Here is a 22,601-nt window from a genome sequence, read left to right as displayed (position 1 = left end):
TCGGCGGGTCAGGCGCTAGAATAGCCGGACCAATGACAACAAAGGGACAAGGTTATCATGCGCACATTCAATCGCCTGCTGTTGACCGGCTTGATTGCACTCGCTCCGATGGCTGCCATGGCGGCAGACGACGCTCCCTCGGGGGACCCGCAAGTCACCATTCGCACGGAAGGCGACAAGACCATCCAGGAATACCGTCAAAATGGCTTCCTGTATGCGATCAAGGTAACCCCGAAAGGCGCGCCCCCGTATTTCCTGGTGCGCGCGGACGGAACCGATGCGAACTTCATCCGCTCGGACCAGCCGGATATGCTGATCCCTTCATGGAAGATCTTCGAATGGAAATGATTTCTTAATTTCAATCGGCGCTGCGGCCCGCGGCGCCCGTAATGGCAGTTTTAACCATGTCTGTGTTCACCCCCCTGGCTCGGCCCGAGCTGGAAACCTTTCTCGCCCCTTATGGGCTCGGCCGCCTGCTCGATTTCCAGGGGATTGCCGCGGGTAGCGAAAACACCAACTTCTTTATCAGCCTGGAGCAGGGCGAATTTGTCCTGACCCTGGTTGAGCGCGGCCCCGTGGACGAAATGCCGTTCTTCATCGAACTGCTGGACGTACTCCACGACGCCGACCTGCCGGTGCCTTACGCCCTGCGCACCACCGACGGCGCGGCCCTGCGCGAATTGGCAGGCAAGCCGGCGCTGCTGCAACCGCGCCTTGCCGGCAAGCACATCAAGCACGCCAACGCCCAGCATTGCGTGCAAGTGGGTGAACTGCTCGCTCACCTGCACCTGGCCACCCAGGGCGACAAGGTGCTGGAGCGCAAGACCGATCGCGGGCTGGATTGGATGCTCGACGAAGGTGCGCAACTGATCTCGCACCTCGATGCTGAGCAACAGCGCCTGCTGCAAGCGGCCCTGGATGAAATCCAGCAGCACAAGGCACACATCCTCACGCTGCCCCGCGCCAACATTCACGCCGACCTGTTTCGCGACAACGCAATGTTCGAAGGCACCCACCTGACCGGGCTGATCGACTTCTACAACGCGTGCTCCGGCCCGATGCTGTACGACGTGGCGATTGCCCTGAATGACTGGTGCTCGGACGAAGCTGGGGTGATTGACGGCCACCGCGCCCGGGCGCTGCTGGGGGCCTACGCGGCACTGCGGCCGTTCAGCACCGGGGAAGCCGAACTGTGGCCGACGATGTTGCGCGTGGCCTGTGTGCGGTTCTGGCTGTCACGCCTGATTGCAGCCGAGACATTTGCCGGGCAGGACGTGTTGATTCACGACCCCGTGGAATTCCAGCAACGGCTGGAGCAGCGCCAGCAGGTCACTCTCCAACTGCCGCTCGCCCTCTAAATGTGGGAGCGGGCTTGCTCGCGAATGCGGTGTGTCAGCCAAGTAGCGGGTGACTGACACACCGCATTCGCGAGCAAGCCCGCTCCCACATTGGTTTGGCGCTGTGCCTACAGTGACTCCAGGCACCCTGCCAAATCATTGCCCAGCTTTTCCAGCAACTGTTCATAGCCTTGAGCGGTTGCTGGAGTGTAGCCGCCCAGGGCATCCAATTCCGCCAGTTTCACCGGCAGGCCTGCCACCAGGGTCTCGGCCAGGCGCGGGCGCAATGGCGGCTCGCTGAACACACAGGTCTTGCCCACTTCCTGCAAGCGCGTGCGCATCGCCGCCACATGTTGGGCGCCGGGTTGCACTTCGGCGGCCACGCTGAATACGCCGGTATGCTTGAGGCCATAGGCATCTTCAAAGTAGTCAAAGGCTTCGTGGAACACGAAGTAAGGCTTGCCGGCGATACCCGCCAGGCGCGCCTTGAGGCGCACATCCAGGGCATCCAGGCGAGCGTTGAACCCCTGCAGGTTGCTCTGGTAGCGCGCCGCGTTGGCCGGATCGGCTGCGCTCAAGTCCGCAGCCATTTTTGTAGCAATCACCCGCGCATTGACCGGTGACAACCACAGGTGAGCATCCAGGCTTCCCGGACGATGATCGTGATCATGGTCGTCGGCTTCTTCGCCATGGGAGTGATTATCTTCGGCGAAATGACGCAGTTTGAGCCCCGGCAACTCCTGCACCGCGAATGTCGGCAAGTGGCGCCCCTTGAGCACCCGAGGCAGGAAGCCTTCCATGTCCGGACCGATCCAGTACAGCAGATCCACCGATTGCACACGCCGTACGTCGGATGGTCGCAATGCATAGTTATGGGGCGAGGCTCCCGGCGGCAATAACACCTCTGGAACCGCCACCCCGTCCTGCACAGCGGCGGCAATCAGCTGCAAGGGCTTGATGCTGGTCAGCACCCGAACCTCGGCCTGGGCAGCCCCGGCAATCCATAAACTGGTGACAAATACGACAAAAACGGCAAAAAGTCGGGACACGATGAGCACTCAAGTCAGCAGGAACGGGTAACATAATAACGTCTCTCACAAATATCTGTCGCCGCTCATGCCTAAAACACCGCTTGCCAGCCGTCCCCACGACCACTCTCACTGCGTCCACAACGCACTGTCAGAGGCCGACGCCCTGTGCGCACGCCAAGGCCTGCGCCTGACGGCCCTGCGCCGGCGGGTGCTGGAACTGGTGTGGCAGAGCCACAAACCCCTGGGTGCCTACGACATTCTCGGCGTGCTCAGCGAGCAGGATGGCCGCCGCGCCGCGCCGCCGACGGTGTACCGTGCGCTGGACTTCCTGCTGGAAAACGGCCTGGTGCACCGTATCGCCTCGCTAAACGCCTTTGTCGGCTGCAACCACCCGGAACACGCGCACCAGGGCCAGTTCCTGATCTGCCGTGAATGCCACGCCGCCATCGAGCTTGAACAAAAAAGCATCAGCGACGCGATCATCAAGAGTGCCGGCGATGTGGGCTTCCGAGTCGAAGGGCAGACCGTCGAAGTAGTAGGCATCTGCTCGGGCTGCCAGGGGGCTTGATGAGCACTGCGCTAATCCGCCTGGAGCAGGTCGGCGTCACGTTCGCCGGCCAGAACGTGCTGGACAACATTCACCTGAGCGTCGAACCGGGGCAGATCGTTACCCTGATCGGCCCCAACGGCGCCGGCAAGACCACCCTGGTGCGTGCCGTGCTGGGCCTGCTCAAGCCCGACAGCGGCAGTGTCTGGCGCAAGCCCAAGCTGCGCATCGGCTATATGCCGCAGAAACTGCACGTCGACCCGACCTTGCCGCTTTCAGTGCTGCGCTTTTTGCGCCTGGTACCCGGCGTGGATCGCGCCCGCGCCCTGGCTGCGCTCAAGGAAGTCGGGGCCGAGCAGGTCATCGACAGCCCGGTACAAAGCATCTCCGGTGGCGAAATGCAGCGCGTCCTGCTGGCTCGTGCCCTGCTGCGCGAACCTGAACTGCTGGTGCTCGATGAGCCGGTACAGGGTGTCGATGTGGCCGGCCAGGCCGAGCTCTACAGCCTGATTACCCGCCTGCGCGACCGTCACGGCTGTGGCGTGCTGATGGTCTCCCACGACCTGCACCTGGTAATGAGCACCACCGACCAGGTGGTATGCCTCAACCGCCACGTCTGCTGTTCCGGCCATCCGGAGCAGGTCAGCGGCGACCCGGCCTTCGTCGAACTGTTCGGCAAGAACGCCCAGAGCCTGGCGATTTACCACCACCATCACGACCACGCCCATGACCTGCATGGCGCCGTGGTTGCCGATCCGGCTCCCCATACCCACGTCCACGGAGATAGCTGCAAGCATGGCTGATTTTCTGCTCTACGCCCTGCTTGCAGGCTTGGCTTTGGCGCTGGTGGCGGGCCCGCTGGGTTCGTTCGTGGTCTGGCGGCGCATGGCCTACTTTGGCGACACCTTGTCCCACGCGGCCCTGCTCGGCGTAGCCCTGGGCTTTTTGCTGGACGTCAGCCCGACCATCGCCGTGACCGTTGGCTGCCTGCTGCTCGCCGTGCTGCTGGTGACCCTGCAACAGCGCCAGCCCCTGGCTTCGGACACGCTGCTGGGGATCCTCGCACCCAGCACCCTGTCCCTGGGCCTGGTGGTCCTGAGCTTTATGCATGAAGTGCGTATCGACCTGATGGCCTACCTGTTCGGCGACCTGCTGGCGATCAGCCCCACGGACCTGGCCTGGATTCTCGGCGGCAGCGCGGCGGTATTGATCCTGCTGGTGGCCCTGTGGCGACCGCTGCTGGCAATTACCGTGCACGAACAACTGGCCACCGTCGAAGGCTTGCCCGTACCGGCGCTGCGCATGACCCTGATGTTGCTGATCGCCGTGGTGATTGCTGTCGCAATGAAGATTGTCGGCGTATTGTTGATCACGTCGCTGTTGATCATCCCCGCCGCCGCTGCCCAGCGTCATGCACGTTCACCGGAACAGATGGCGGTCGGCGCCAGTTTGCTGGGGATGCTTGCCGTGTGTGGTGGGCTGGCGCTGTCCTGGTTCAAGGACACCCCGGCCGGGCCGTCGATTGTGGTCACGGCCGCCGCACTGTTTCTGCTGAGTTTTGTCCTGCCCCGTCGAGGGGTGTAGACTTGCTCGCTTTTTGCGCAATTAGAGAGTCGCAGGAATGAAGCCGTTCACCTCCCGTTATCTGCTCCTTGCCGCATTTTCCCTGCTGCTGGGCGCCTGCCAAAGCACCCCGCCCGTCGCCCCCCAGGTTCCGGACGCGCGCGCTGCGGCCATTGCACAGCTGGAACAAAACCTGGCCAGCAGCGAGCTGGCCACCGCCGAAGACCAACTCGCCGCCCTGCAGGCCCAGTCGCCCGACGATCCGGCGCTGGAGCCTTATCAGCGCCAGTTGGCCGAGGCCTATCTGCAGCGCAGCCAGATCGTCCTGCAAAAAGGTGACGTCAACGCCGCCGCCACTGCCTTGAGCCGTGCCCGGGCCTTGATGCCCAAGGCGCCAGCGCTGACGGGCGGAGTCAACAGCGCTATCGCTCACGCGCGCAAAGCCGAGCTGGATAAAGCCGAAGCCGCCCTCAAGGCCGCCGAAGCCAAGCCACCGGCGAAGGTCATCGACCCCGCTGCCGAAAGCACCACGGTTGCGCTGAACCTCACGGATATTCAGCAATTGCGCCATCAACTGGATGCCATCGCCACCGACGTGGTGAATTACCAGTGTGATGTGAGCATCCAGGTGCCGCGCACCGAGGATTACCCGTGGCTGAACACGCTGTTGAGCAAGCGAGTGAAGCGGATTGATTCAGGGTATGACCTGAAGATTCACCGGCAGATCCTCAAGCATATTCCGGCGCAGGTTGTGCTGATTCCGCGTAAAACTGACTGACGCCAATCGCGGGCAAACCCACTCCCACATTGAAATACATTTCAAATGTTGGAGCGGGTTTGCCCGCGATGGCGCCCTATCAAACAACCAAAAACTTAAGCCGGAACCGCCTTGGCCCGAGGCTCGCGCTCCCAAACTCGATGCTGGGCAATTGCCGCAATAAACGCCTTCAACGCCTTGGCATCCCCGCCAACAATCAAGCCCGCATCCGCCTCCAGCTTCAACACCGCCAACAACTGCTTCGCCTCACCGGCCAGGGCAATTGCCTTCAAATGCTTGTAGGCCTCCAGCAGGTAATGCAACGCCACGCCATCGCCGCTCAAAGCCTGGATCGACTTCGCCCCACCCGGCACAAACACCGCGTCGAATGCCACTGACGGCAAGCCTTCCATCGAAGCATCCACCGCCAGGCTCTTGCCATCGGCCGTGGTGACCGGCGCCGAGGTCGGCCCAAGCAACTTGGCATGGGCCCCTTCTGCGGCCAGCGCCTTTTTCAACGCCGCGATGGCTGCACCATCAACACCATTGGCCGCCAGGATCGCCACCTTGCGCGTCTTGATACCCCCTGGCAGCAGGTTGGCCTGGCTCAAGGCCGGCGAGCGCTCTGGCGCGGTCTTGCGCACGGGCACGGTGCCTTTTTTCGGCACCGGCAGGCCCAGGTTCTGCGCCACGCGCTTGGCCAGCTCCAGGTCGATGTTGGCCAGGATCTCGTTGACCTGGCGCGCCCGGATAAACTCACGCTCGACCTTGCCCAGCTCAAAGCTGTAGGCCGCGATGATGTGCTCCTGCTCGTGCTTGCTCATGCTGTTGAAAAACAGCCGCGCCTGGGAAAAGTGATCGCTGAATGACTCACTGCGCTCGCGGATTTTGTGCGCGTCGATGCGCTCCGGGTAAGACTCGAAACCGCCGTCCTGCGCGGCCGGTGGCGTTTCTTTCGGCCAGCCGCCGTCGATGGAATTCGGCTCGTAAGCCGCACGGCCTTTGTCGATGGTGCTGCGGTGCATGGCATCGCGCTGGTTGTTATGCAGTGGCGTCACCGGCTGGTTGATCGGCAACTGGTGAAAGTTCGGCCCGCCTAGACGGCTGATCTGCGTATCGGTGTAGGAAAACAACCGACCTTGCAGCAGCGGGTCATTGGAGAAGTCGATACCCGGCACGATATGGCCTGGGCAGAAGGCGACCTGCTCGACTTCCGCGAAGAAGTTATCCGGGTTGCGATTGAGCACCATCTTGCCCAGCGGGGTGATGGGCACCAATTCTTCGGGAATCAGCTTGGTCGGGTCGAGGATATCGAAGTCGAAGGCATGCTCCTTATCCTCGGGAATAATCTGCACCCCCAGTTCCCACTCCGGGTAATCGCCCATCTCGATGGCGTCCCACAGGTCGCGACGGTGGTAATCGGTATCTTTACCCGCCAGTTTCTGCGCTTCGTCCCACACCAGGGAACAGGTGCCCGCCGTCGGCCGCCAGTGGAATTTGACGAAGTTGGACTTACCCTCGGCATTGACCAAGCGGAACGTATGCACACCAAAACCCTGCATGCTGCGCAGGCTTTTTGGAATGGCGCGGTCGGACATCGCCCAGATCACCATGTGCGCCGACTCCGGCTGCAGCGAGACAAAATCCCAGAACGTGTCGTGGGCCGAGCCGCCCGTAGGAATTTCGTTGTGCGGCTCAGGTTTTACCGCATGCACGAAGTCAGGAAACTTAATCGCGTCCTGAATGAAAAATACCGGCATGTTGTTGCCCACCAGGTCGAAGTTGCCTTCTTCGGTGAAGAACTTCACGGCAAAACCACGCACGTCACGCACCGTATCGCCCGAACCACGTGGGCCCTGCACCGTGGAAAAACGCGTGAACACCGGGGTTTTGTGGCCAGGGTCACGCAAAAAACCCGCCTTGGTCAGCGCCGAGTGGTTTTCATAGGTCTGGAAGTAGCCATGGGCGCCGGTGCCGCGGGCGTGCACGATGCGCTCCGGGATCCGCTCGTGGTCAAAGTGCGTGATCTTTTCACGCATGATGAAATCTTCCAGCAGCGAAGGCCCGCGTGCGCCGGCTTTCAAGGTGTTCTGGTTGTCGGAGATTTTCACCCCCTGATTGGTGCGCAGCGCCTGGCCAGTGGCATCTGAGCGAGATTTTTCCAGGCTTTGCAGCTTGGCATTGGTGTTGCCACGGTCCAGGGTATCGGTGCCAGCAAGCTCGCTCTTGGGCGCTTGGGCAGGTTTCTTGGTACTCATCAGACAAAACTCCTCGTTTGCGTAGGCCAGAGCGGTCCCTGGCTCGTTTGAGCAAAACCCCGGGCACGGCACCCGGGAAATCGAGTTGCTTAAGTAGTGACTGACACGGTTTTTGACCGTTCCTTTTTTATGACCTTTGATCGCGTTATTGCCAAATCGCTGGTTGAATACGAAATAAATGCTAAGAAACACTAGATGGACAGGCTAAAATGCGCGCCCGGCTAACCGCTGATCCCTTTTCAATGCGCCCCACAAGGTTCGCTACGTGATCGAGTTTCATAACGTCCATAAAACCTACCGGGTCGCCGGTAAGGATATCCCCGCCCTGCACCCCACCAGCCTGCGCTTCGAGAACGGCCAGGTGTTCGGCCTGATTGGCCACTCTGGTGCGGGAAAAAGTACTCTGCTGCGCCTGATAAACCGCCTGGAAGAACCTTCGGGCGGCCAGATCAAGGTCGACGGCGAAGAAGTCACCGCCCTGGATGCCAATGGCCTGCGCCGTTTCCGGCAACAGGTCGGGATGATCTTCCAGCACTTCAACCTGCTGGCCTCCAAGACCGTCGCCGACAACGTCGCGCTGCCGCTGACCCTGGCCGGTGAGTTGTCGCGCCGCGAGATCGATGCGCGCGTGGCCGAACTGCTGGACCGGGTTGGCCTGTCCGACCATGCCAAGAAGTACCCGGCGCAGTTGTCCGGCGGCCAGAAGCAGCGCGTCGGCATCGCCCGCGCCCTGGCCACCAAGCCAAAAATCCTGCTGTGCGACGAAGCCACTAGCGCCCTTGACCCGCAGACCACTGCCTCGGTCCTGCAACTGCTGGCCGAGATCAACCGCGAGCTGAACCTGACGATCGTGTTGATCACCCACGAGATGGACGTGATCCGTCGTGTCTGCGACCAGGTCGCGGTGATGGATGCCGGTGTGATCGTCGAGCAAGGCCCGGTCGCCCAGGTGTTCCTGCACCCCACGCACGCAACCACCAAACGGTTCGTGCAGGAAGCCGAGCAGGTCGATGAAGGCGAGCAGCGCGACGTCTTCGCCCATGTACCAGGCCGCATCGTGCGCCTGACGTTCCAGGGCGAAGCGACCTACGCGCCCCTGCTGGGTACCGTCGCCCGCGAAACGGGTGTGGACTACAGCATCCTGGCCGGTCGCATCGACCACATAAAAGATACCCCTTACGGGCAACTGACCCTGGCCATCACCGGCGGTGACATGGAAGCGGCATTCGCACGCTTTACCGCAGCCGATGTGCACATGGAGGTCCTGCGTTAATGGACGTGTTACTGCATTATTTCGACAACGTCGACTGGGCTGATATCTGGGTTGCCACCAGCGACACCATGTTGATGCTCAGCACTTCGCTGTTTTTCACCGTACTGGTGGGCCTGCCGCTGGGCATCCTGCTGTTCCTGTTCAGCCCACGCCAGTTGCTGGAACAGAAAACCACCTATGCCGCCCTGGCCTTCGTGGTCAACGCCATCCGCTCCTTGCCGTTTATCATTCTGCTGATTGTGATGATCCCGACGACGGTATTCCTCACGGGCACGTCGCTTGGCGTGGCCGGTGCGATTCCGCCGCTGGTGGTGGGCGCTTCGACGTTCTTCGCCCGGCTGGTGGAAACCGCCCTGCGCGAGGTCGATCGCGGCATCATCGAGGCGACCCAGGCCATGGGCGCGACCACCCGGCAGATCATCACCAAGGCGCTGCTGCCCGAGGCAAAGCCGGGCATCATTGCGGCAATCACCGTGACCGCCATTGCCCTGGTGGGCTACACCGCCATGGCCGGCGTAGTAGGTGCCGGCGGCCTGGGCGACCTGGCGATCCGTTATGGGTACCAGCGTTTCCAGGATGACGTGATGGTCGTCACCGTGGTGATGTTGATTGTGCTGGTGCAAATTCTGCAAACCATCGGCGATAAGCTGGTGACACACTACTCTCGAAAATAACGGCCATTACCGGCGCCCGCCGGCAGATGCCCGAACAAGGAGCTTGTTGGATGAAAAAACTACTGGTTGCTTTCGCCGCGGTTGTCGCGCTTTCCGCCCATGCCGACGAGACCCTGACGGTCGCCGCCACGCCGGTGCCCCACGCTGAGATCCTTGAGTTCGTGAAGCCGGCCCTGGCCGCACAAGGCGTGGACTTGAAGGTCAAGGTGTTCACCGACTACGTGCAGCCGAACGTACAAGTGGCCGAGAAGCGCCTGGACGCCAACTTCTTCCAGCACAAGCCGTACCTGGATGAGTTCAACAAGGCCAAGGGCACTCACCTGGTGAGTGTGGCCGGCGTGCACCTGGAGCCCCTGGGCGCATACTCCAGCAAGTACAAGACCCTGGCCGAGCTGCCGGACGGTGCCAACGTGGTCATCCCCAACGACGCCACCAACGGCGGCCGCGCGCTGTTGCTGCTGGCCAGCAAGGGCCTGATCACCTTGAAGGATCCGACCGATATCCTGTCGACCATCAAGGACATCACCGGTAATGAAAAGGGCCTGAAATTCCGCGAACTGGAAGCCGCCACCCTGCCACGCGTGCTGACCCAGGTCGACCTGGCGCTGATCAACACCAACTACGCCCTGGAAGCCAAGCTGGACCCTGCCAAGGATGCCCTGGCGATCGAAGGCAACGACTCGCCTTACGTCAACATCCTGGTGACCCGCGAGGACAACAAGGATTCGGACGCGGTGCAGAAACTGGTCAAAGCCCTGCACACTCCCGAGGTGAAGAAATTCATCAACGAGAAGTACAAAGGCGCAATCCTGCCGGCGTTCTGATCGAGCACTATCGCCAAAACACTGGAGATCGAATGTGGGAGCTGGCTTGCCTGCGATAGCGGTGGATCAGCGACCAAAAGGCTGGCTGACCTGACGCTATCGCAGGCAAGCCAGCTCCCACACTTGACCTGTGTTGTCAGCTGGATTTGCTCCAGAACTAGTTACGCTGCAACAACCCCGGCAACTGCGCCACCAGCTTCTGGTTGTTCAACGGCGCACGGATAAACCCACGCTGGGTGCCATCCGGGCCGATCAAGGCCAGGTTGCCGCTGTGGTCGACGGTGTAGTTCGGCTTGCTGGTATCGGCCGGAATGAACGGAATGCTCACCGCATTCGACACCTTCTGCACATCCTCCACATTCGCGCCGGTCAGGCCTGCAAATTGCGGATCGAAGTAGCCCAGGTATTGCTTGAGCTGCGTCGGAGTATCGCGATGCGGGTCAACGCTGACCAGGATCACCTGCAGCTTATCCACTACGTCCTTGGGCAGCTCGCTCTTGATCTGGCGCAGCTGGGCGAGGGTGGTCGGGCAGATGTCCGGGCAGAAGGTGTAGCCGAAGAACAGCACACTCCACTTGCCCTTCAACTCGTTGACCAGCACCGGCTGGCCGTCCTGGTTGGTCATGGTCACCGGCGGCAACTGGCGGCTTTGCGGCAGCAGGATAATGCCCGCGTCGATCAATGCCGTAGGGTCGCCCTGGCCCTTGCCGGACAGTACTTTATTGACGGTCAGGCCCATGACCAACGCCACGATGGCCACCAGGATAAAGACAGTTTTTTGAGTTCGAGTCATAGGTTCAACAATAAGTAGTGGTCTACGAGCAGGGCGATAAATAGCAGGAACAGGTACCAGATAGAGTACTTGAAGGTATTAATCGCCGCGTGCGGCCGACTGCCACGGTACAGCACCCAGGCCCATTGCAGAAAGCGTGCGCCCAGAACCAGTGCACAGCCCAGGTACAACAGCCCGCTCATATGGATCACATAGGGCATCAGGCTCACCGCCAGCAGCGCGAAGGTGTAGAGCAGGATATGCACCTTGGTGTAGTGCTCGCCGTGGGTCACCGGCAGCATCGGGATATCGGCCTTGGCGTACTCCTCCTTGCGATGAATGGCCAGGGCCCAGAAGTGCGGTGGGGTCCAGGCAAAGATGATCAGCACCAGCAGCAATGGCTCGGCACTCACATGACCGGTGACCGCTACCCAACCGAGTAACGGCGGCGCCGCACCGGCCAGGCCGCCGATCACGATGTTCTGTGGCGTCGCGCGCTTGAGGAAGCCGGTGTAGATCACCGCATAGCCCAGCAACGAGGCCAGCGTCAGCCAGGCCGCCAATGGGTTGGTAAAGGCCAGCAACAAGCCCAGCCCGGCCACCGCCAGCGCCAGGGCAAATGTCAGCGCGGCGACCGGGGACACCCGGCCTTCGGCCAGCGGCCGCTTGTGAGTACGCGCCATCAGCGCATCAATACGCCGGTCCACCACATGGTTCACCGCCGCTGCGCCACCAGCGCACAGGGCAATCCCCAGGTTGCCGAAGATCAGCACCGTCCACGGCACACCGGCGCGGGTGGCGAGAAACATGCCCACCAGTGAGGTGATCAGCATCAGCACCACCACCTTGGGCTTGGTCAGCTCCAGATAGTCACGCCAGATCGCCTGGCTGTGACGCTCGCCAATCAAGGTCGCCATGGCATCTCTCCTTTAAGGGTGATCAGGCCCGAAACGTGTTTGCGCGGGCTGAAGCGCCAACCGAACGGCACTTGATGGCGGACCCGCACCAGGCTGGTACGGGCGTGGTAATTGACCAGCACCAGGGTCAGCAGCAGCGCTGCACCGCCGGCGTTATGGGCGACCGCCACCGGCAGCGGCAAATGAAAGTACACATTGCTCAGGCCCAGGCCGATCTGCACGGCGAGCGCCACCAGCAGCAACCCGGCGAGGCGCGTCATGCCCACCGCCTTGAGCTGCCAGGCCAGCCCCAGTAGCACCACGGTGACGGCCAGCGCGCCCATGCGATGGGTCAGGTGAATCGCCGTGCGTGCGTCGCTGTCCAGTTGCCCACCCAGATAGTTGGGGCCGATATGCTGGGTCAGGTGAAAGCCATTGGCAAAGTCCGCCGCCGGCCACCACTCGCCATGGCACGTCGGCAAGTCGATACAGGCCACCGCCGCGTAGTTGGAGCTGACCCAACCACCCAGCGCCACCTGCCCGATCACCAACACCAGGCCCGCCGTGGCCCAGTACTGCAAGCGCCTGGGCACGATCAGCGCCGGCAACACCCCGGACAAACGCAGGGTCAGCAAAAACAGCAGGCTCAACGTCGCAAACCCGCCGAGCAAATGCCCGGTGACCACCTGCGGCCAGAGCTTGAGCGTCACCGTCCACATGCCAAAGGCCGCCTGGGCGAAAACCACCGCCAGCAGGAACAGCGGCAGCTTCAAGGGTTGCCCCGGATGCCGGCGATGGGTCCAGGCGCGAGCGGCCAGCAACGTGATCAGCAGCCCCAGGGTGCCTGCGGCGTAGCGGTGGGTCATCTCGTTCCAGCCTTTGTCGGCCTCCACCGGCGTATCCGGGAAATGCAGCTCGGCATGGGCCAACTGGGCCTCGCTTTTAGGCACGCTGATAAAGCCGTAGCAACCCGGCCAGTCCGGGCAACCGAGGCCGGCATGGGTCAGGCGGGTGTAGGCGCCGAGCAACACGACAATCAGCGCCAGCAGGGTGGCAAACAGCGCGAGGCGAAATCCAGGTTTGGCCATGACGATGCCCTTATCCGATATTCGACAGTTTCAGCAGATGGCGCAGGTCGTTGAGCAGATCCTTGCCCTTGACCCGCGCGTCATAGCGCAGCACCAGGTTGCCGTGGGGGTCGACGATCCACAGTTGGGCATCGCCGGGCGCGGCAGCGTTTTGCTTGAAGGTCGGCAGGTCCAGGGGCAAACGCTGCAACTGCGGATATTCGGCTTTCAGCTTGGTCTCGTATTCGGCACTGAGCGGCTGCGCACTGGCCAGGGCATGGCTGGCGCGGGACGCATCACGGCCCAGGCCGATCTGCAGTTGGCGCGCGAGGTAGACCAATTGCTGGCAATCGGCGGCGCAGGCTGCGGGGGCGGTCACCAGTAATTGCCAGCGCTGCTCGTCGGCCTGCACGCCGATATCGGCGCGGGTCTGGCCATTGCCGATCATCTCGCCGTGATCACTGCGGTTGTCCGGCACCCAGAACTGCAACTTGTACATCAGGGTCGCCAGCACCATCGGGCCGATCACCATCAGCAGGATCAGGATCAGTTGCCAGCGCCCCTTGCGCCGGTTGGGCGCCGCTGGCGTGTCAGACATGTTGAGTGGATTCATGGCCGCTCCCATGGTGCTTCTCCCTTGCGTTGTGCCATCCGAGGTAGAGGTAAAGGCCCAGCAGCGCCAACGCCATGGCGAACCACTGCACGGCATACCCCAAGTGTTTTTCCGGCCCCATGGCCACTACCGGCCACTGGGTTTCATAGGTCGCAGGGCCGGCTTCGGCCCGCAGTTCAAAGGCAAACCCGCTGCGGCCCAACTCAGCCCAAAGCACCTGTGGATGCAGCGCCGTCAGCAAGCGTGGCCATTGCGCGGCGGCCGGGTCGGCATGCAACTGGAACGTCTCGCCCGGTGCGACATACACCCAGGCATTGATATTCAAAGGCTGGTCGGGCGTGGTGAAGGCCGGCGGCGTGCGTCGATCCGGCCACGCCAGCCAGCCGCGATTGAGCAACAGCCACTGGCCGCTGGCCTGGTCATGAAAGGGTTGCAGCAACTCGACGCCGGCCTTGCCGTCACGCATGCGGTTATCCAGCAGCACGCTGTGCCCGGCATCGAACTGCCCGCGCAACTGCACCCGGCGAAAGGCTGGGTCAGCCACCCCATCCAACTGTTCAACACTGATAGGCGGCGCCGCCCGGCGCTCGGCATAACTCTGCAGCAGCGCCTGTTTTTCCTGGCCACGGGACAGTTGCCAGAAACCCAGGAACACCATCAGCGGCAGCAGCACGAGCACCACCAGCGTCGGCGCAATCCCGGGGCGAAAGGGTTTCATGGCGTTGCCGCGAAGGTGGGTGCTGCGCTGGCTATACTGAATCTCATTGCCCGCCCCTCAAAAAAACAGCCCTGGAGCCTGACCATGCTCAAAGCCGCTATTGCCCTGATGCTGATCGCTACCGTTGTGAGCCTGTTCAGTGGCTTGTTCTTTCTGGTCAAGGACGAAGGCCACTCCAATCGCCTTGTCACTGCCTTGACTGTGCGCGTGGTGCTGGCCGTGATGACCCTGGCGCTGATCACCTGGGGGTTCTTCAGCGGCCAGCTGGTTTCCCACGCGCCCTGGTAAGTCGCTACAGCACGTAGACGAAGAAAAACAAACCGATCCACACCACATCCACAAAGTGCCAATACCAACTGGCCGCCTCGAAGCCGAACTGGTGCTCGGCATTGAAATGCCCCTTGAGGATGCGCATCAGCATCACGAACAAAATGATCGTGCCGATGGTCACGTGGGCGCCGTGAAACCCGGTCAACATGAAGAAAGTCGCGCCATACACCCCCGAGCCCAAGGTCAGGCCCAGCTCTTTGTAGGCGTGGATATATTCCTCGGCCTGGAACCCCAGGAACGCCACCCCCAGCAACACAGTGAGCGCCAACCAGATCTTCAGCGCACCGCGATGGCCCTTGCGCAGGGCGTGGTGGGCGATGGTGATGGTCACGCTGGAACTCACCAGCAAGATGGTGTTGACCAGCGGCAAGCCCCACGGGCTGATAGTGCCTTCCGGCGCCGGGAACAGCTTGGGGTCGGGGTTGTTGAGCAGCGGCCAGGCGAACTCGAAATTCGGCCACAGCATGTGCGCAATGCCCTTGGAGCCTTCCCCGGCCAGCCACGGCGCCGACATATGCCGCACATAGAACAGCGCACCGAAGAAGGCGATAAAAAACATCACCTCGGAAAAGATGAACCAGGTCATGCCCCAGCGAAACGAGCGGTCCATCTGTGCGCTGTACAACCCGGCGCGGCTTTCCTTGATCACCGCGCCGAACCAGCCAAACATCATGTAGGCCAACAGCAGGCTGCCCACGAAAAAGATCAGAGGCCCGTGGGATTCCGGGCGCGCAGCCTTGAGGTCGTTGAACCACACGCCCAGGCCATACACGGTGATCAGCAGCCCAAACGTGGCAATTATTGGCCACTTGCTTTGCGCTGGTACGTAGTACGTATCATGAGTCGACATGTATCCGTTCTCCTAATCGAGCCCGCAGGCACGCCTAGCCGCCGGTATGGACAGCCACGGGCGGTTGGCGCGCAGTGATATCGAACAGCGTGTACGCCAGGGTCAAATGCTTCACATCCTTGGGCATGTCGCGGTCGACAATGAAGCGCACCGGCATCTCGATGCGCTCCCCCGGCTGCAGCACTTGCTGGGTGAAGCAAAAACACTCGGTCTTGTGGAAGTACATCGCCGCTTCGGCCGGGGAAATGCTCGGGATCGCCTGGGCCGTCATCGGCTTGTCGCTGGGGTTGAAGGCTACGAACACCATCTCGTTGACCGCGCCAGGGTTGACCACGATTTCGTCGGCCTTGGAGTGGAATTCCCAGACCATATCGATGGCATTGGTCGACAGAAACTGCACCCGCACCTGGCGCGACGGATCGACTACCTGTGAGCCTTCGTACTGCCCGGCAGTCTTGCCGTTGATGCCGAAGGCCTTGCACATCACGTCGTAGATCGGCACCAGGGCGAAGCCAAAGGCGAACATCGCCAGCACCAGGATCAGCAGGCGCGTGACCAGGCGGTTGAGGGGCACGGAATCAGCCATGGCGCCCACCCCCGCGTGACGGTTCTGTAGGAGCGAGCTTGCTCGCGAAAAACCACAGCGCGCCGCGTTTATCCAGGCAACCCGCGTTATCGCTCACGCCCTTCGCGAGCAAGCTCGCGCCTACAGACCCGCTGTTCATTTGACCTCCGGCGGCGTGGTGAAGGTGTGGTACGGCGCTGGCGAAGGAATGCTCCACTCCAGCCCTTCGGCACCATCCCACGGCTTGGCCGGCGCGGGCTTACCGCCACGGATGCACTTGATCACGATAAACAGGAAGAAAATCTGCGTGGCGCCGAACATGAAGGCGCCAATCGACGACACCATATTGAAATCGGCGAACTGCAGGTTGTAGTCCGGCACCCGGCGCGGCATGCCGGCCAGCCCGACGAAGTGCATCGGGAAGAACGCCATGTTCATCCCCACGAACGACAGCCAGAAATGCAGCTTGCCCAGGGTTTCGTCGTACATATGGCCGGTCCATTTCGGCAGCCAGTAGTAGGCCGAGGCGAAGATCCCGAAGATCGCCCCGGGCACCAGTACGTAATGGAAATGCGCCACCACAAAGTAGGTGTCGTGGTACTGGAAATCCGCCGGCGCAATGGCCAGCATCAGCCCGGAAAAGCCGCCGATGGTGAACAGGATCACGAAGGCCACGGCAAACAGCATGGGCGTTTCGAAGGTCAACGAACCTTGCCACATGGTGCTGACCCAGTTGAACACCTTGACCCCGGTGGGCACGGCGATCAGCAGGGTGGCGTACATGAAGAACAACTCACCCACCAACGGAATGCCCACCACGAACATGTGGTGCGCCCACACGATAAACGACAGGAACGCGATACTCGCGGTGGCGTAGACCATCGAGGTGTAGCCGAACAGCGGCTTGCGCGAGAAGGTCGGGATGATCGAGCTGACGGCACCAAAGGCCGGCAGGATCATGATGTACACCTCGGGATGGCCGAAGAACCAGAACACATGCTGGAACAACACCGGGTCACCGCCGCCGGCAGCGCTGAAGAAGCTGGTGCCGAAGTGGATATCCATCAGCATCATGGTCACGCAACCGGCCAGCACCGGCATCACCGCGATCAGCAGGAACGCGGTGATCAGCCAGGTCCAGACGAACAGCGGCATCTTCATCAGGGTCATGCCCGGGGCACGCAGGTTGAGGATGGTGGCGACCACGTTGATCGCGCCCATGATCGAACTGATCCCCATCAGGTGAATGGCGAAGATAAAGAACGTCACGCTTTCCGGGGCGTAGGTGGTGGAGAGCGGGGCATAGAAGGTCCAACCGAAGTTGGGCCCGCCCCCCGGGGAGAACAAGGTCGAGACCAGCAACAGGAACGCCGCCGGCAACAGCCAGAAGCTGAAGTTGTTCATGCGCGGCAGGGCCATGTCCGGCGCGCCGATCATCAGCGGGATCATCCAGTTGGCCAGGCCGACAAACGCCGGCATCACCGCGCCAAACACCATGATCAAGCCATGCATGGTGGTCATCTGGTTGAAAAACGCCGGCTCGACGATTTGCAGCCCCGGCTGGAACAACTCGGCACGGATCACCATGGCGAACGAGCCGCCGAGCAGGAACATGGCGAAGCTGAACCACAGGTACATGGTCCCGATATCTTTGTGGTTGGTGGTCAGCACCCAGCGCATCAAGCCCTTGGCGGGGCCGTGGGCGTGGTCAGCGGCATGACCGTGGTCATCGATCACAGTGCTCATGGCCGTTCTCCTGCAAGCGGATGGGCGGGGCGGGTCAGGGCATACGCAATGAAGAGGTTCATTTGCTTTCCGCCTGTTTGATGGCCAGCACGTCTTTAGGCGTGACCATGTCGCCTTTGTTGTTGCCCCAGGCGTTACGCTCGTAGGTCACGACTGCCGCAATATCGACTTCCGACAGCTGCTTGCCGAACGCCGCCATCGCGGTCCCGGGCTTGCCGTGGTAGACGATGCTCAGGTGATCTGCCGCAGGTCCGGTGGCGATTTTCGAGCCCTTGAGCGCCGGGAACATCGGCGGCAGGCCTTGGCCTTCGGCCTGGTGACAGGCGACGCAAGCGGTGTGGTAGACCTTGTCGCCACGGGCCACCAGCTCTTCAAGTGTCCACTCTTTGGAGGTCAGCTCCTTGAGCTTGGCGGCTTCTTCCTTGCGCTCGCCGAGCCAGGTTTCGTAGTCCGCCTTGGACTTGACCTCGACCACGATGGGCATGAACCCGTGGTCCTTGCCGCATAGCTCTGCGCACTGGCCGCGGTAGATGCCGGGCTTCTCGACCCGGGTCCAGGCCTCGTTGACGAAGCCGGGGATGGCATCGCGCTTGACCGCAAACGCCGGTACCCACCAGGAGTGGATCACGTCGGCGGCGGTCACCAAAAAGCGCACCTTGGCGCCCACCGGCAGCACCAGCGGCTGATCGACTTCCAGCAGGTAGTGTTCGCCCTTGGTGGCCTTGTTCTGGATCTGCTCGGCGGGGGTGGCCAGGTTGCTGAAGAACTCGACGTCCTGGCCCAGGTACTTGTAGTGCCACTTCCACTGATAGCCGGTGACCTGGATATCGATATCCGACTCACTGCTGTCGTAGATGTTGATCAGGGTCTTGGTCGCGGGAATAGCCATGGCGACGAGAATCAGCAGGGGCACGACGGTCCAGAGAATTTCGACCGTGGTACTTTCGTGGAACTTGGCCGCCACCTGGCCTGTGGAGCGCCGATGCACAATCATCGACCAGAACATGGCGCCAAACACGATGATGCCGATCACCACACAGATCCAGAAAATGGTCATGTGCAGGTCGAACACAGCGTGACTGACTTCAGTGGCCCCTGGTGCCATATTCACTGTCCAGGCGGCCTGCGCCTGGCTGAATACTGACCACAAGAGTAAGCCCATCCAAACATGTGGATGTCGCGTCATTGCGGGTTCCCCTTATCGTTCTTGTTATCCCGCCGGTTTGCACCTGCGGCCAAGGGGGCGGCTTCCAAACTGCTTACATCCGCCAAGCCTTGCCTGCCTAATGCAGTCGGGCGTCATCAGCTAATTGCGTACAAACCCGAGTATAGACAGCGACTGCGACCCCGCAATGTGTGGGGACAAATCAGTAAAAAGAGACGAACGGCGCTGGCCGGCCAGCAGATTAAAGGCCTATCCGACGAACGATGGCATTTCGATATAACAGCGGCGCATAACCATGAAATAATTATGACAAATGCGTCTTAGGGGCTCGTATAAACGAGCTACCTTATGCAATCCCCTTTCCTACGCCCGTATTCCTGGAGCTTTCATGAACACCGCCGCATTGCGCGAGCAGATTTCCCGTGCCCATCAACACGAAGCGTCCACTGGCCAATTGGCTAAACAACTGGACGCTCAGTTACCACACCTGCATTCGGCCATTTCCCTGGCCGAGGGTGATCGTAATGCCGTGATGACGCGCTTCGTCACCGCCTACATCGATCAGGTTCCGGACCTGCTGGACGCCGCCAACGACGTGGCCCGGGAAGCAGGGATTGAAAGCCAGATCAAGCCGGTGCTGAAAATCGCCGAGCATTTCTTTCTCCAGCCACCGGCCATCCTCGCCGCCCATGAAGGCCTGAACGGCCTGCTGGACGAGGCCTACCTGGCCCACCGGCTGGTGGAAGAAGTGAACGATTTGTATATCAAGCACTTCGGCCAGCCGTTGATTCCGGCGGACACCACCGTTGCCAATGTGATTGCCCACCAGTTGATCGGCGAAGATTTCGCCAACCAGCTGGATGAAGCCGTGCACCTGGCGGTGGATGAGATGCTCAATGAAGAGAGCTTTGCTCTGGAGTCCGTCGAGGCCTATCGCGAGCAGCTCAAGAGCCCGGCAACGGAAGCCGCGTGGAAGCGCTGGCCTTGCCTGTCACGCCAGCTGGGCGTGGAGTTGGAGCTGGATCAGCCGGCCTAGAGTTGCGGCCTGGCACAGAACAAAATGTGGGAGGGGTTTGTGTGGGAGCCGAGCTTGCCCACGATGCAGGCACCGGGGTGCATCAGTTACACCGCGGTGATGCTATCGCGGGCAAGCCCGGCTCCCACACAAACCCCTCCCACATTTTTATGCGGTTTCGTCAGCCCACTGACGGGGCAGAACCGATCCGGGTCGTGGTTCTTATCCGCCCTTCCAACCGACGCTTCAACCCGCGCGCCTCGATCACCAACTTCGAGCCCTTGGCCGCATTGGCCCGCCCCCATTCCTCCAGCAATTCCAGGCACGAGTGATCCACGTAGCTCAGGTTATTGAGCGGCACATGCACGGTGCTTCCCGCGGGCACTGTCGCCAGTACCTGCGTCAATGCGGGCACCTTGAGAAAGGTCGCCGCGCCTATCAACCGCAACTCCATTTCACCGTCCTGGGGCAGGTCGATCAGGCTGACTTTCAAGCGTGAAGCCTTCCACGCCAGTTTCACCAGGGTCAGGCCGAAGCCCACCAGTACACCGGTCAGCAAGTCGGTAAAGATGATCGCCAGGGCCGTGGCCGCGTAGGTGAACATCGGCATCCGACCATAGCGCCCCAGGCCACGGAACGCCTTGAGGTCCACCAACTTGATGCCGGTGTACACCAGCACACCCGCCAGGCTCGCCACCGGAATGCTTTGCAGCACGCTCGACAGCAGCAACACGAAGGCCAGCAGCCAGAGACCATGGAACATTGCCGACAGACGCGTGGTTGCGCCCGCCTGGACGTTGGCCGAACTGCGCACGATCACCCCGGTCATGGGCAATGCGCCCACCAGGCCACACAACATGTTGCCTACACCCTGGGCAGACAATTCCTTGTCGAAGTCCGAGCGTTGGCCGTTGTGCATCCGATCCACAGCTGCCGCCGAGAGCAAGGTTTCGGCACTGGCAATAAAGGCCACCGCGAAAGCAGCGATCAGCAGGTTGGGGTCGGCCAGGTTCAGCAGGTCACTGGGGCGGAGCCAGTCGATGGCATCGGCGAGGTTTTCCGGCACTTCCACGCGTTTGACCTGCAATGCCAGCATCAGGCTGGCTGCCGTCGCCAAGCCCACCCCCAGCAACGCACCCGGTACAAAGCGCAGTTTTTGCGGACGAAATTTATCCCACATCCACATCACCAGAATCGTCGACAACCCCAGCAGACCGGCTTGCCAGCCGAGACCGGGAATGGCCTGGGCCACTGCAGCGGGGAAGCCGGCAAGGTTATCTAGCCCAGACGGCTTGGGCGCTCCATCGAGCATCACATGCACCTGCGACAGGACAATCAGCACCCCGATCCCCGCCAGCATGCCGTAGACCACCGCAGGCGCCGTCACCCGGAACCAGCAGCCCAGGCGCAGGCGCCCGGCCACCAGTTGCAGGAAGCCCGCCAACAGCAGGATCGGCCCGAGCATCAGCATCCCGTGCTGGCGCACCAGTTCGAACACCAACACCGCCAGGCCGGCAGCCGGGCCACTGACTTGCAGGGGCGAGCCGGCCAGCCAACCCACCACCAGACCACCGATGATCCCGGTGATCAGGCCCTTGGCCGGCGGCATGCCCGAAGCAATGGCGATCCCCATGCAAAGTGGCAAGGCCACCAGAAACACCACCACCGAAGCCAACAGCTCCCGTGGCAGCACTGTTTTCAATTGAGCTGCACGCATAATGACTCTCCCGAGGCATTCGCCGGGCGTGGCAAGGCCTGGCTGCATCCATGGCAGCCATCGCATTACCCGGCAGGGGATTGTTTTAGAAGCGCGCTTTGGGCGTCGCCGAAGGGATCGGTCCGGAACCGGTCAGCGGCAGGAACGTGGCCTGGTCCGCATCGTAGGCTTTGATCTCGCTGGTCTCGATGTTGTAGATCCAGCCATGGATAAACAAATGACCGTTGGCCATGCGCGAAGCCACAGAAGGGTGGGTGCGCAAATGTTGCAACTGGGCGATGACGTTTTCTTCGGTCAGCACCTGCATGCTTTCGCCTTCATTGGCGCAATCACAGTTGTCCTGGACCATGGTCTTGGCGACCTCGGCATGGCGCAGCCAGGCTTTGACCGTGGGCATCTTTTCCAGGCTCTGGGGGTTGAGCACCGCCCGCATCGCGCCACAGTCGGAGTGACCGCAGACGATGATGTGCTGCACGCCCAGGGCCAGCACCGCGTACTCGATGGCCGTGGACACACCGCCGTTCATCTGCCCATAAGGCGGTACGACGTTACCCACGTTACGGGTGACGAACAGATCGCCCGGGGAGCTTTGGGTAATCAGTTCTGGAACAATGCGCGAGTCGGCGCAGGTGATAAACATCGCCCGTGGGCTCTGGGCCGTGGCGAGTTTCTTGAAGAGTTCTTCCTGCTGGGGAAAGACCTCGTTATGGAAATGCAAAAAGCCATCAACGATGTGCTGCAGCGCTGCATCGGCGGACTCCGCCTCGTGAGGGGCTGAAGCCGACGCAGCCAACGGCTGTTTATCCTTGTCACTCATGATTCATCCTCGTAGTTGGAGCAGGGGAGTGTTGCAGTTCAGTTTGGCGCGCGACCATTGCAATAA

Annotated in this window: 24 protein-coding genes; 11 read left to right on the top strand and 13 right to left on the bottom strand. The window is 61.5% G+C overall.

The genetic code is table 11. The features are described 5' to 3' along the window. Positions 1 to 57: 57 nt before the first annotated feature. Together C5F71_RS13295 and C5F71_RS13290 are read left to right on the top strand one after the other, a co-directional pair. Positions 58 to 348 (top strand): DUF2782 domain-containing protein, encoded by a 291-nt coding sequence (locus tag C5F71_RS13295; protein WP_104911281.1) that lies wholly within the window; start codon positions 58 to 60, stop codon positions 346 to 348. A 56-nt stretch (positions 349 to 404) separates the two neighbouring features. Then, positions 405 to 1,358, top strand: coding sequence for a homoserine kinase (locus C5F71_RS13290; protein ID WP_104911280.1), 954 nt, complete (start codon positions 405 to 407; stop codon positions 1,356 to 1,358). 107 nt (positions 1,359 to 1,465) lie between these two features. On the opposite strand, the gene C5F71_RS13285 is transcribed toward C5F71_RS13290, so the two are convergent. Further along, the gene (locus C5F71_RS13285; RefSeq protein ID WP_104911279.1) at positions 1,466 to 2,395 is read right to left on the bottom strand and encodes a zinc ABC transporter substrate-binding protein ZnuA; all 930 of its coding nucleotides are present in this window, start codon (positions 2,393 to 2,395) and stop codon (positions 1,466 to 1,468) included. Positions 2,396 to 2,453: 58 nt separating this feature from the next. Here C5F71_RS13285 and zur point away from each other — a divergent pair, with 58 nt between their 5' ends. From zur to C5F71_RS13265, 4 genes are read left to right on the top strand one after another with little or no spacing between them, the layout of a single operon-like run. Then, positions 2,454 to 2,936 (top strand): zinc uptake transcriptional repressor Zur, encoded by a 483-nt coding sequence (zur, locus tag C5F71_RS13280; RefSeq protein ID WP_029290345.1) that lies wholly within the window; start codon positions 2,454 to 2,456, stop codon positions 2,934 to 2,936. Beyond that, positions 2,936 to 3,718: a zinc ABC transporter ATP-binding protein ZnuC gene (gene znuC / locus C5F71_RS13275; protein ID WP_029290343.1), complete on the top strand. Its 783-nt coding sequence runs from the start codon at positions 2,936 to 2,938 to the stop codon at positions 3,716 to 3,718. Before zur ends, znuC begins: the two co-directional genes overlap by 1 nt. Beyond that, positions 3,711 to 4,499: a zinc ABC transporter permease subunit ZnuB gene (znuB, locus tag C5F71_RS13270; RefSeq protein WP_029290341.1), complete on the top strand. Its 789-nt coding sequence runs from the start codon at positions 3,711 to 3,713 to the stop codon at positions 4,497 to 4,499. The genes znuC and znuB overlap by 8 nt, the downstream gene beginning before the upstream one ends. Before the next feature lie 37 nt (positions 4,500 to 4,536). Continuing rightward, positions 4,537 to 5,256, top strand: a complete 720-nt coding sequence (locus C5F71_RS13265; RefSeq protein WP_104911278.1) for a PA5502 family lipoprotein — start codon at positions 4,537 to 4,539, stop codon at positions 5,254 to 5,256. A gap of 95 nt (positions 5,257 to 5,351) precedes the next feature. On the opposite strand, the gene katE is transcribed toward C5F71_RS13265, so the two are convergent. After that, on the bottom strand, positions 5,352 to 7,493 hold the full coding sequence (gene katE / locus C5F71_RS13260; protein WP_029290337.1) for a catalase HPII: 2,142 nt from the start codon (positions 7,491 to 7,493) through the stop codon (positions 5,352 to 5,354). 265 nt (positions 7,494 to 7,758) lie between these two features. Between katE and C5F71_RS13255 the strand changes: the two genes are divergently transcribed. Genes C5F71_RS13255 through C5F71_RS13245 form a run of 3 tightly spaced genes read left to right on the top strand, consistent with a single transcriptional unit; the run spans position 7,759 to position 10,264 of the window. Further along, on the top strand, positions 7,759 to 8,766 hold the full coding sequence (locus tag C5F71_RS13255; protein WP_104911277.1) for a methionine ABC transporter ATP-binding protein: 1,008 nt from the start codon (positions 7,759 to 7,761) through the stop codon (positions 8,764 to 8,766). Then, positions 8,766 to 9,440: a methionine ABC transporter permease gene (locus C5F71_RS13250; protein WP_029290333.1), complete on the top strand. Its 675-nt coding sequence runs from the start codon at positions 8,766 to 8,768 to the stop codon at positions 9,438 to 9,440. Before C5F71_RS13255 ends, C5F71_RS13250 begins: the two co-directional genes overlap by 1 nt. 50 nt (positions 9,441 to 9,490) lie before the next feature. Then, on the top strand, positions 9,491 to 10,264 hold the full coding sequence (locus tag C5F71_RS13245; protein ID WP_104911276.1) for a MetQ/NlpA family ABC transporter substrate-binding protein: 774 nt from the start codon (positions 9,491 to 9,493) through the stop codon (positions 10,262 to 10,264). Positions 10,265 to 10,421: 157 nt separating this feature from the next. On the opposite strand, the gene C5F71_RS13240 is transcribed toward C5F71_RS13245, so the two are convergent. Genes C5F71_RS13240 through C5F71_RS13220 form a run of 5 tightly spaced genes read right to left on the bottom strand, consistent with a single transcriptional unit; the run spans position 10,422 to position 14,330 of the window. Then, positions 10,422 to 11,057, bottom strand: coding sequence for an SCO family protein (locus C5F71_RS13240; protein ID WP_029290329.1), 636 nt, complete (start codon positions 11,055 to 11,057; stop codon positions 10,422 to 10,424). Beyond that, positions 11,054 to 11,953, bottom strand: coding sequence for a heme o synthase (gene cyoE, locus C5F71_RS13235; protein WP_029290327.1), 900 nt, complete (start codon positions 11,951 to 11,953; stop codon positions 11,054 to 11,056). Before cyoE ends, C5F71_RS13240 begins: the two co-directional genes overlap by 4 nt. Further along, entirely contained in the window at positions 11,941 to 13,020 is a 1,080-nt protein-coding gene (locus tag C5F71_RS13230; protein WP_104911275.1) for a heme A synthase, read from the bottom strand. The genes cyoE and C5F71_RS13230 overlap by 13 nt, the downstream gene beginning before the upstream one ends. A 10-nt stretch (positions 13,021 to 13,030) precedes the next feature. Further along, a complete protein-coding gene (locus C5F71_RS13225; protein ID WP_029290323.1) occupies positions 13,031 to 13,624 on the bottom strand; it encodes a hypothetical protein in 594 nt (197 codons plus the stop codon). Then, positions 13,590 to 14,330, bottom strand: coding sequence for an SURF1 family protein (locus C5F71_RS13220; RefSeq protein ID WP_029290321.1), 741 nt, complete (start codon positions 14,328 to 14,330; stop codon positions 13,590 to 13,592). The genes C5F71_RS13225 and C5F71_RS13220 overlap by 35 nt, the downstream gene beginning before the upstream one ends. Before the next feature lie 84 nt (positions 14,331 to 14,414). Here C5F71_RS13220 and C5F71_RS13215 point away from each other — a divergent pair, with 84 nt between their 5' ends. After that, on the top strand, positions 14,415 to 14,618 hold the full coding sequence (locus C5F71_RS13215; RefSeq protein ID WP_029290319.1) for a twin transmembrane helix small protein: 204 nt from the start codon (positions 14,415 to 14,417) through the stop codon (positions 14,616 to 14,618). Positions 14,619 to 14,622: 4 nt separating this feature from the next. On the opposite strand, the gene C5F71_RS13210 is transcribed toward C5F71_RS13215, so the two are convergent. The 4 genes from C5F71_RS13210 to coxB all read right to left on the bottom strand — a co-directional run bounded on the left by C5F71_RS13210 (position 14,623) and on the right by coxB (position 19,007). After that, on the bottom strand, positions 14,623 to 15,510 hold the full coding sequence (locus C5F71_RS13210; RefSeq protein ID WP_029290317.1) for a cytochrome c oxidase subunit 3: 888 nt from the start codon (positions 15,508 to 15,510) through the stop codon (positions 14,623 to 14,625). A gap of 34 nt (positions 15,511 to 15,544) precedes the next feature. Then, a complete protein-coding gene (locus C5F71_RS13205; protein ID WP_029290315.1) occupies positions 15,545 to 16,096 on the bottom strand; it encodes a cytochrome c oxidase assembly protein in 552 nt (183 codons plus the stop codon). 135 nt (positions 16,097 to 16,231) lie between these two features. Then, positions 16,232 to 17,821 (bottom strand): cytochrome c oxidase subunit I, encoded by a 1,590-nt coding sequence (gene ctaD, locus C5F71_RS13200; RefSeq protein WP_029290313.1) that lies wholly within the window; start codon positions 17,819 to 17,821, stop codon positions 16,232 to 16,234. A 58-nt stretch (positions 17,822 to 17,879) separates the two neighbouring features. Beyond that, on the bottom strand, positions 17,880 to 19,007 hold the full coding sequence (coxB, locus tag C5F71_RS13195; RefSeq protein ID WP_104911274.1) for a cytochrome c oxidase subunit II: 1,128 nt from the start codon (positions 19,005 to 19,007) through the stop codon (positions 17,880 to 17,882). 367 nt (positions 19,008 to 19,374) lie between these two features. Here coxB and C5F71_RS13190 point away from each other — a divergent pair, with 367 nt between their 5' ends. Continuing rightward, positions 19,375 to 20,022: a hypothetical protein gene (locus tag C5F71_RS13190; RefSeq protein ID WP_032862631.1), complete on the top strand. Its 648-nt coding sequence runs from the start codon at positions 19,375 to 19,377 to the stop codon at positions 20,020 to 20,022. A 160-nt stretch (positions 20,023 to 20,182) separates the two neighbouring features. On the opposite strand, the gene C5F71_RS13185 is transcribed toward C5F71_RS13190, so the two are convergent. Both C5F71_RS13185 and C5F71_RS13180 read right to left on the bottom strand, forming a co-directional pair. Next, on the bottom strand, positions 20,183 to 21,718 hold the full coding sequence (locus C5F71_RS13185) for a SulP family inorganic anion transporter (RefSeq protein WP_104911273.1): 1,536 nt from the start codon (positions 21,716 to 21,718) through the stop codon (positions 20,183 to 20,185). An 85-nt stretch (positions 21,719 to 21,803) separates the two neighbouring features. Next, complete coding sequence (locus tag C5F71_RS13180; RefSeq protein ID WP_029290302.1) at positions 21,804 to 22,535, bottom strand: carbonic anhydrase; 732 nt, start codon at positions 22,533 to 22,535, stop codon at positions 21,804 to 21,806. Between the last annotated feature and the right edge of the window lie 66 nt (positions 22,536 to 22,601).

It is taken from the genome of Pseudomonas sp. LG1D9 (genome assembly GCF_002949995.1).
Lineage (GTDB): Bacteria > Pseudomonadota > Gammaproteobacteria > Pseudomonadales > Pseudomonadaceae > Aquipseudomonas > Aquipseudomonas proteolytica.
This window is presented reverse-complemented; position numbering and strand designations above follow the sequence as displayed.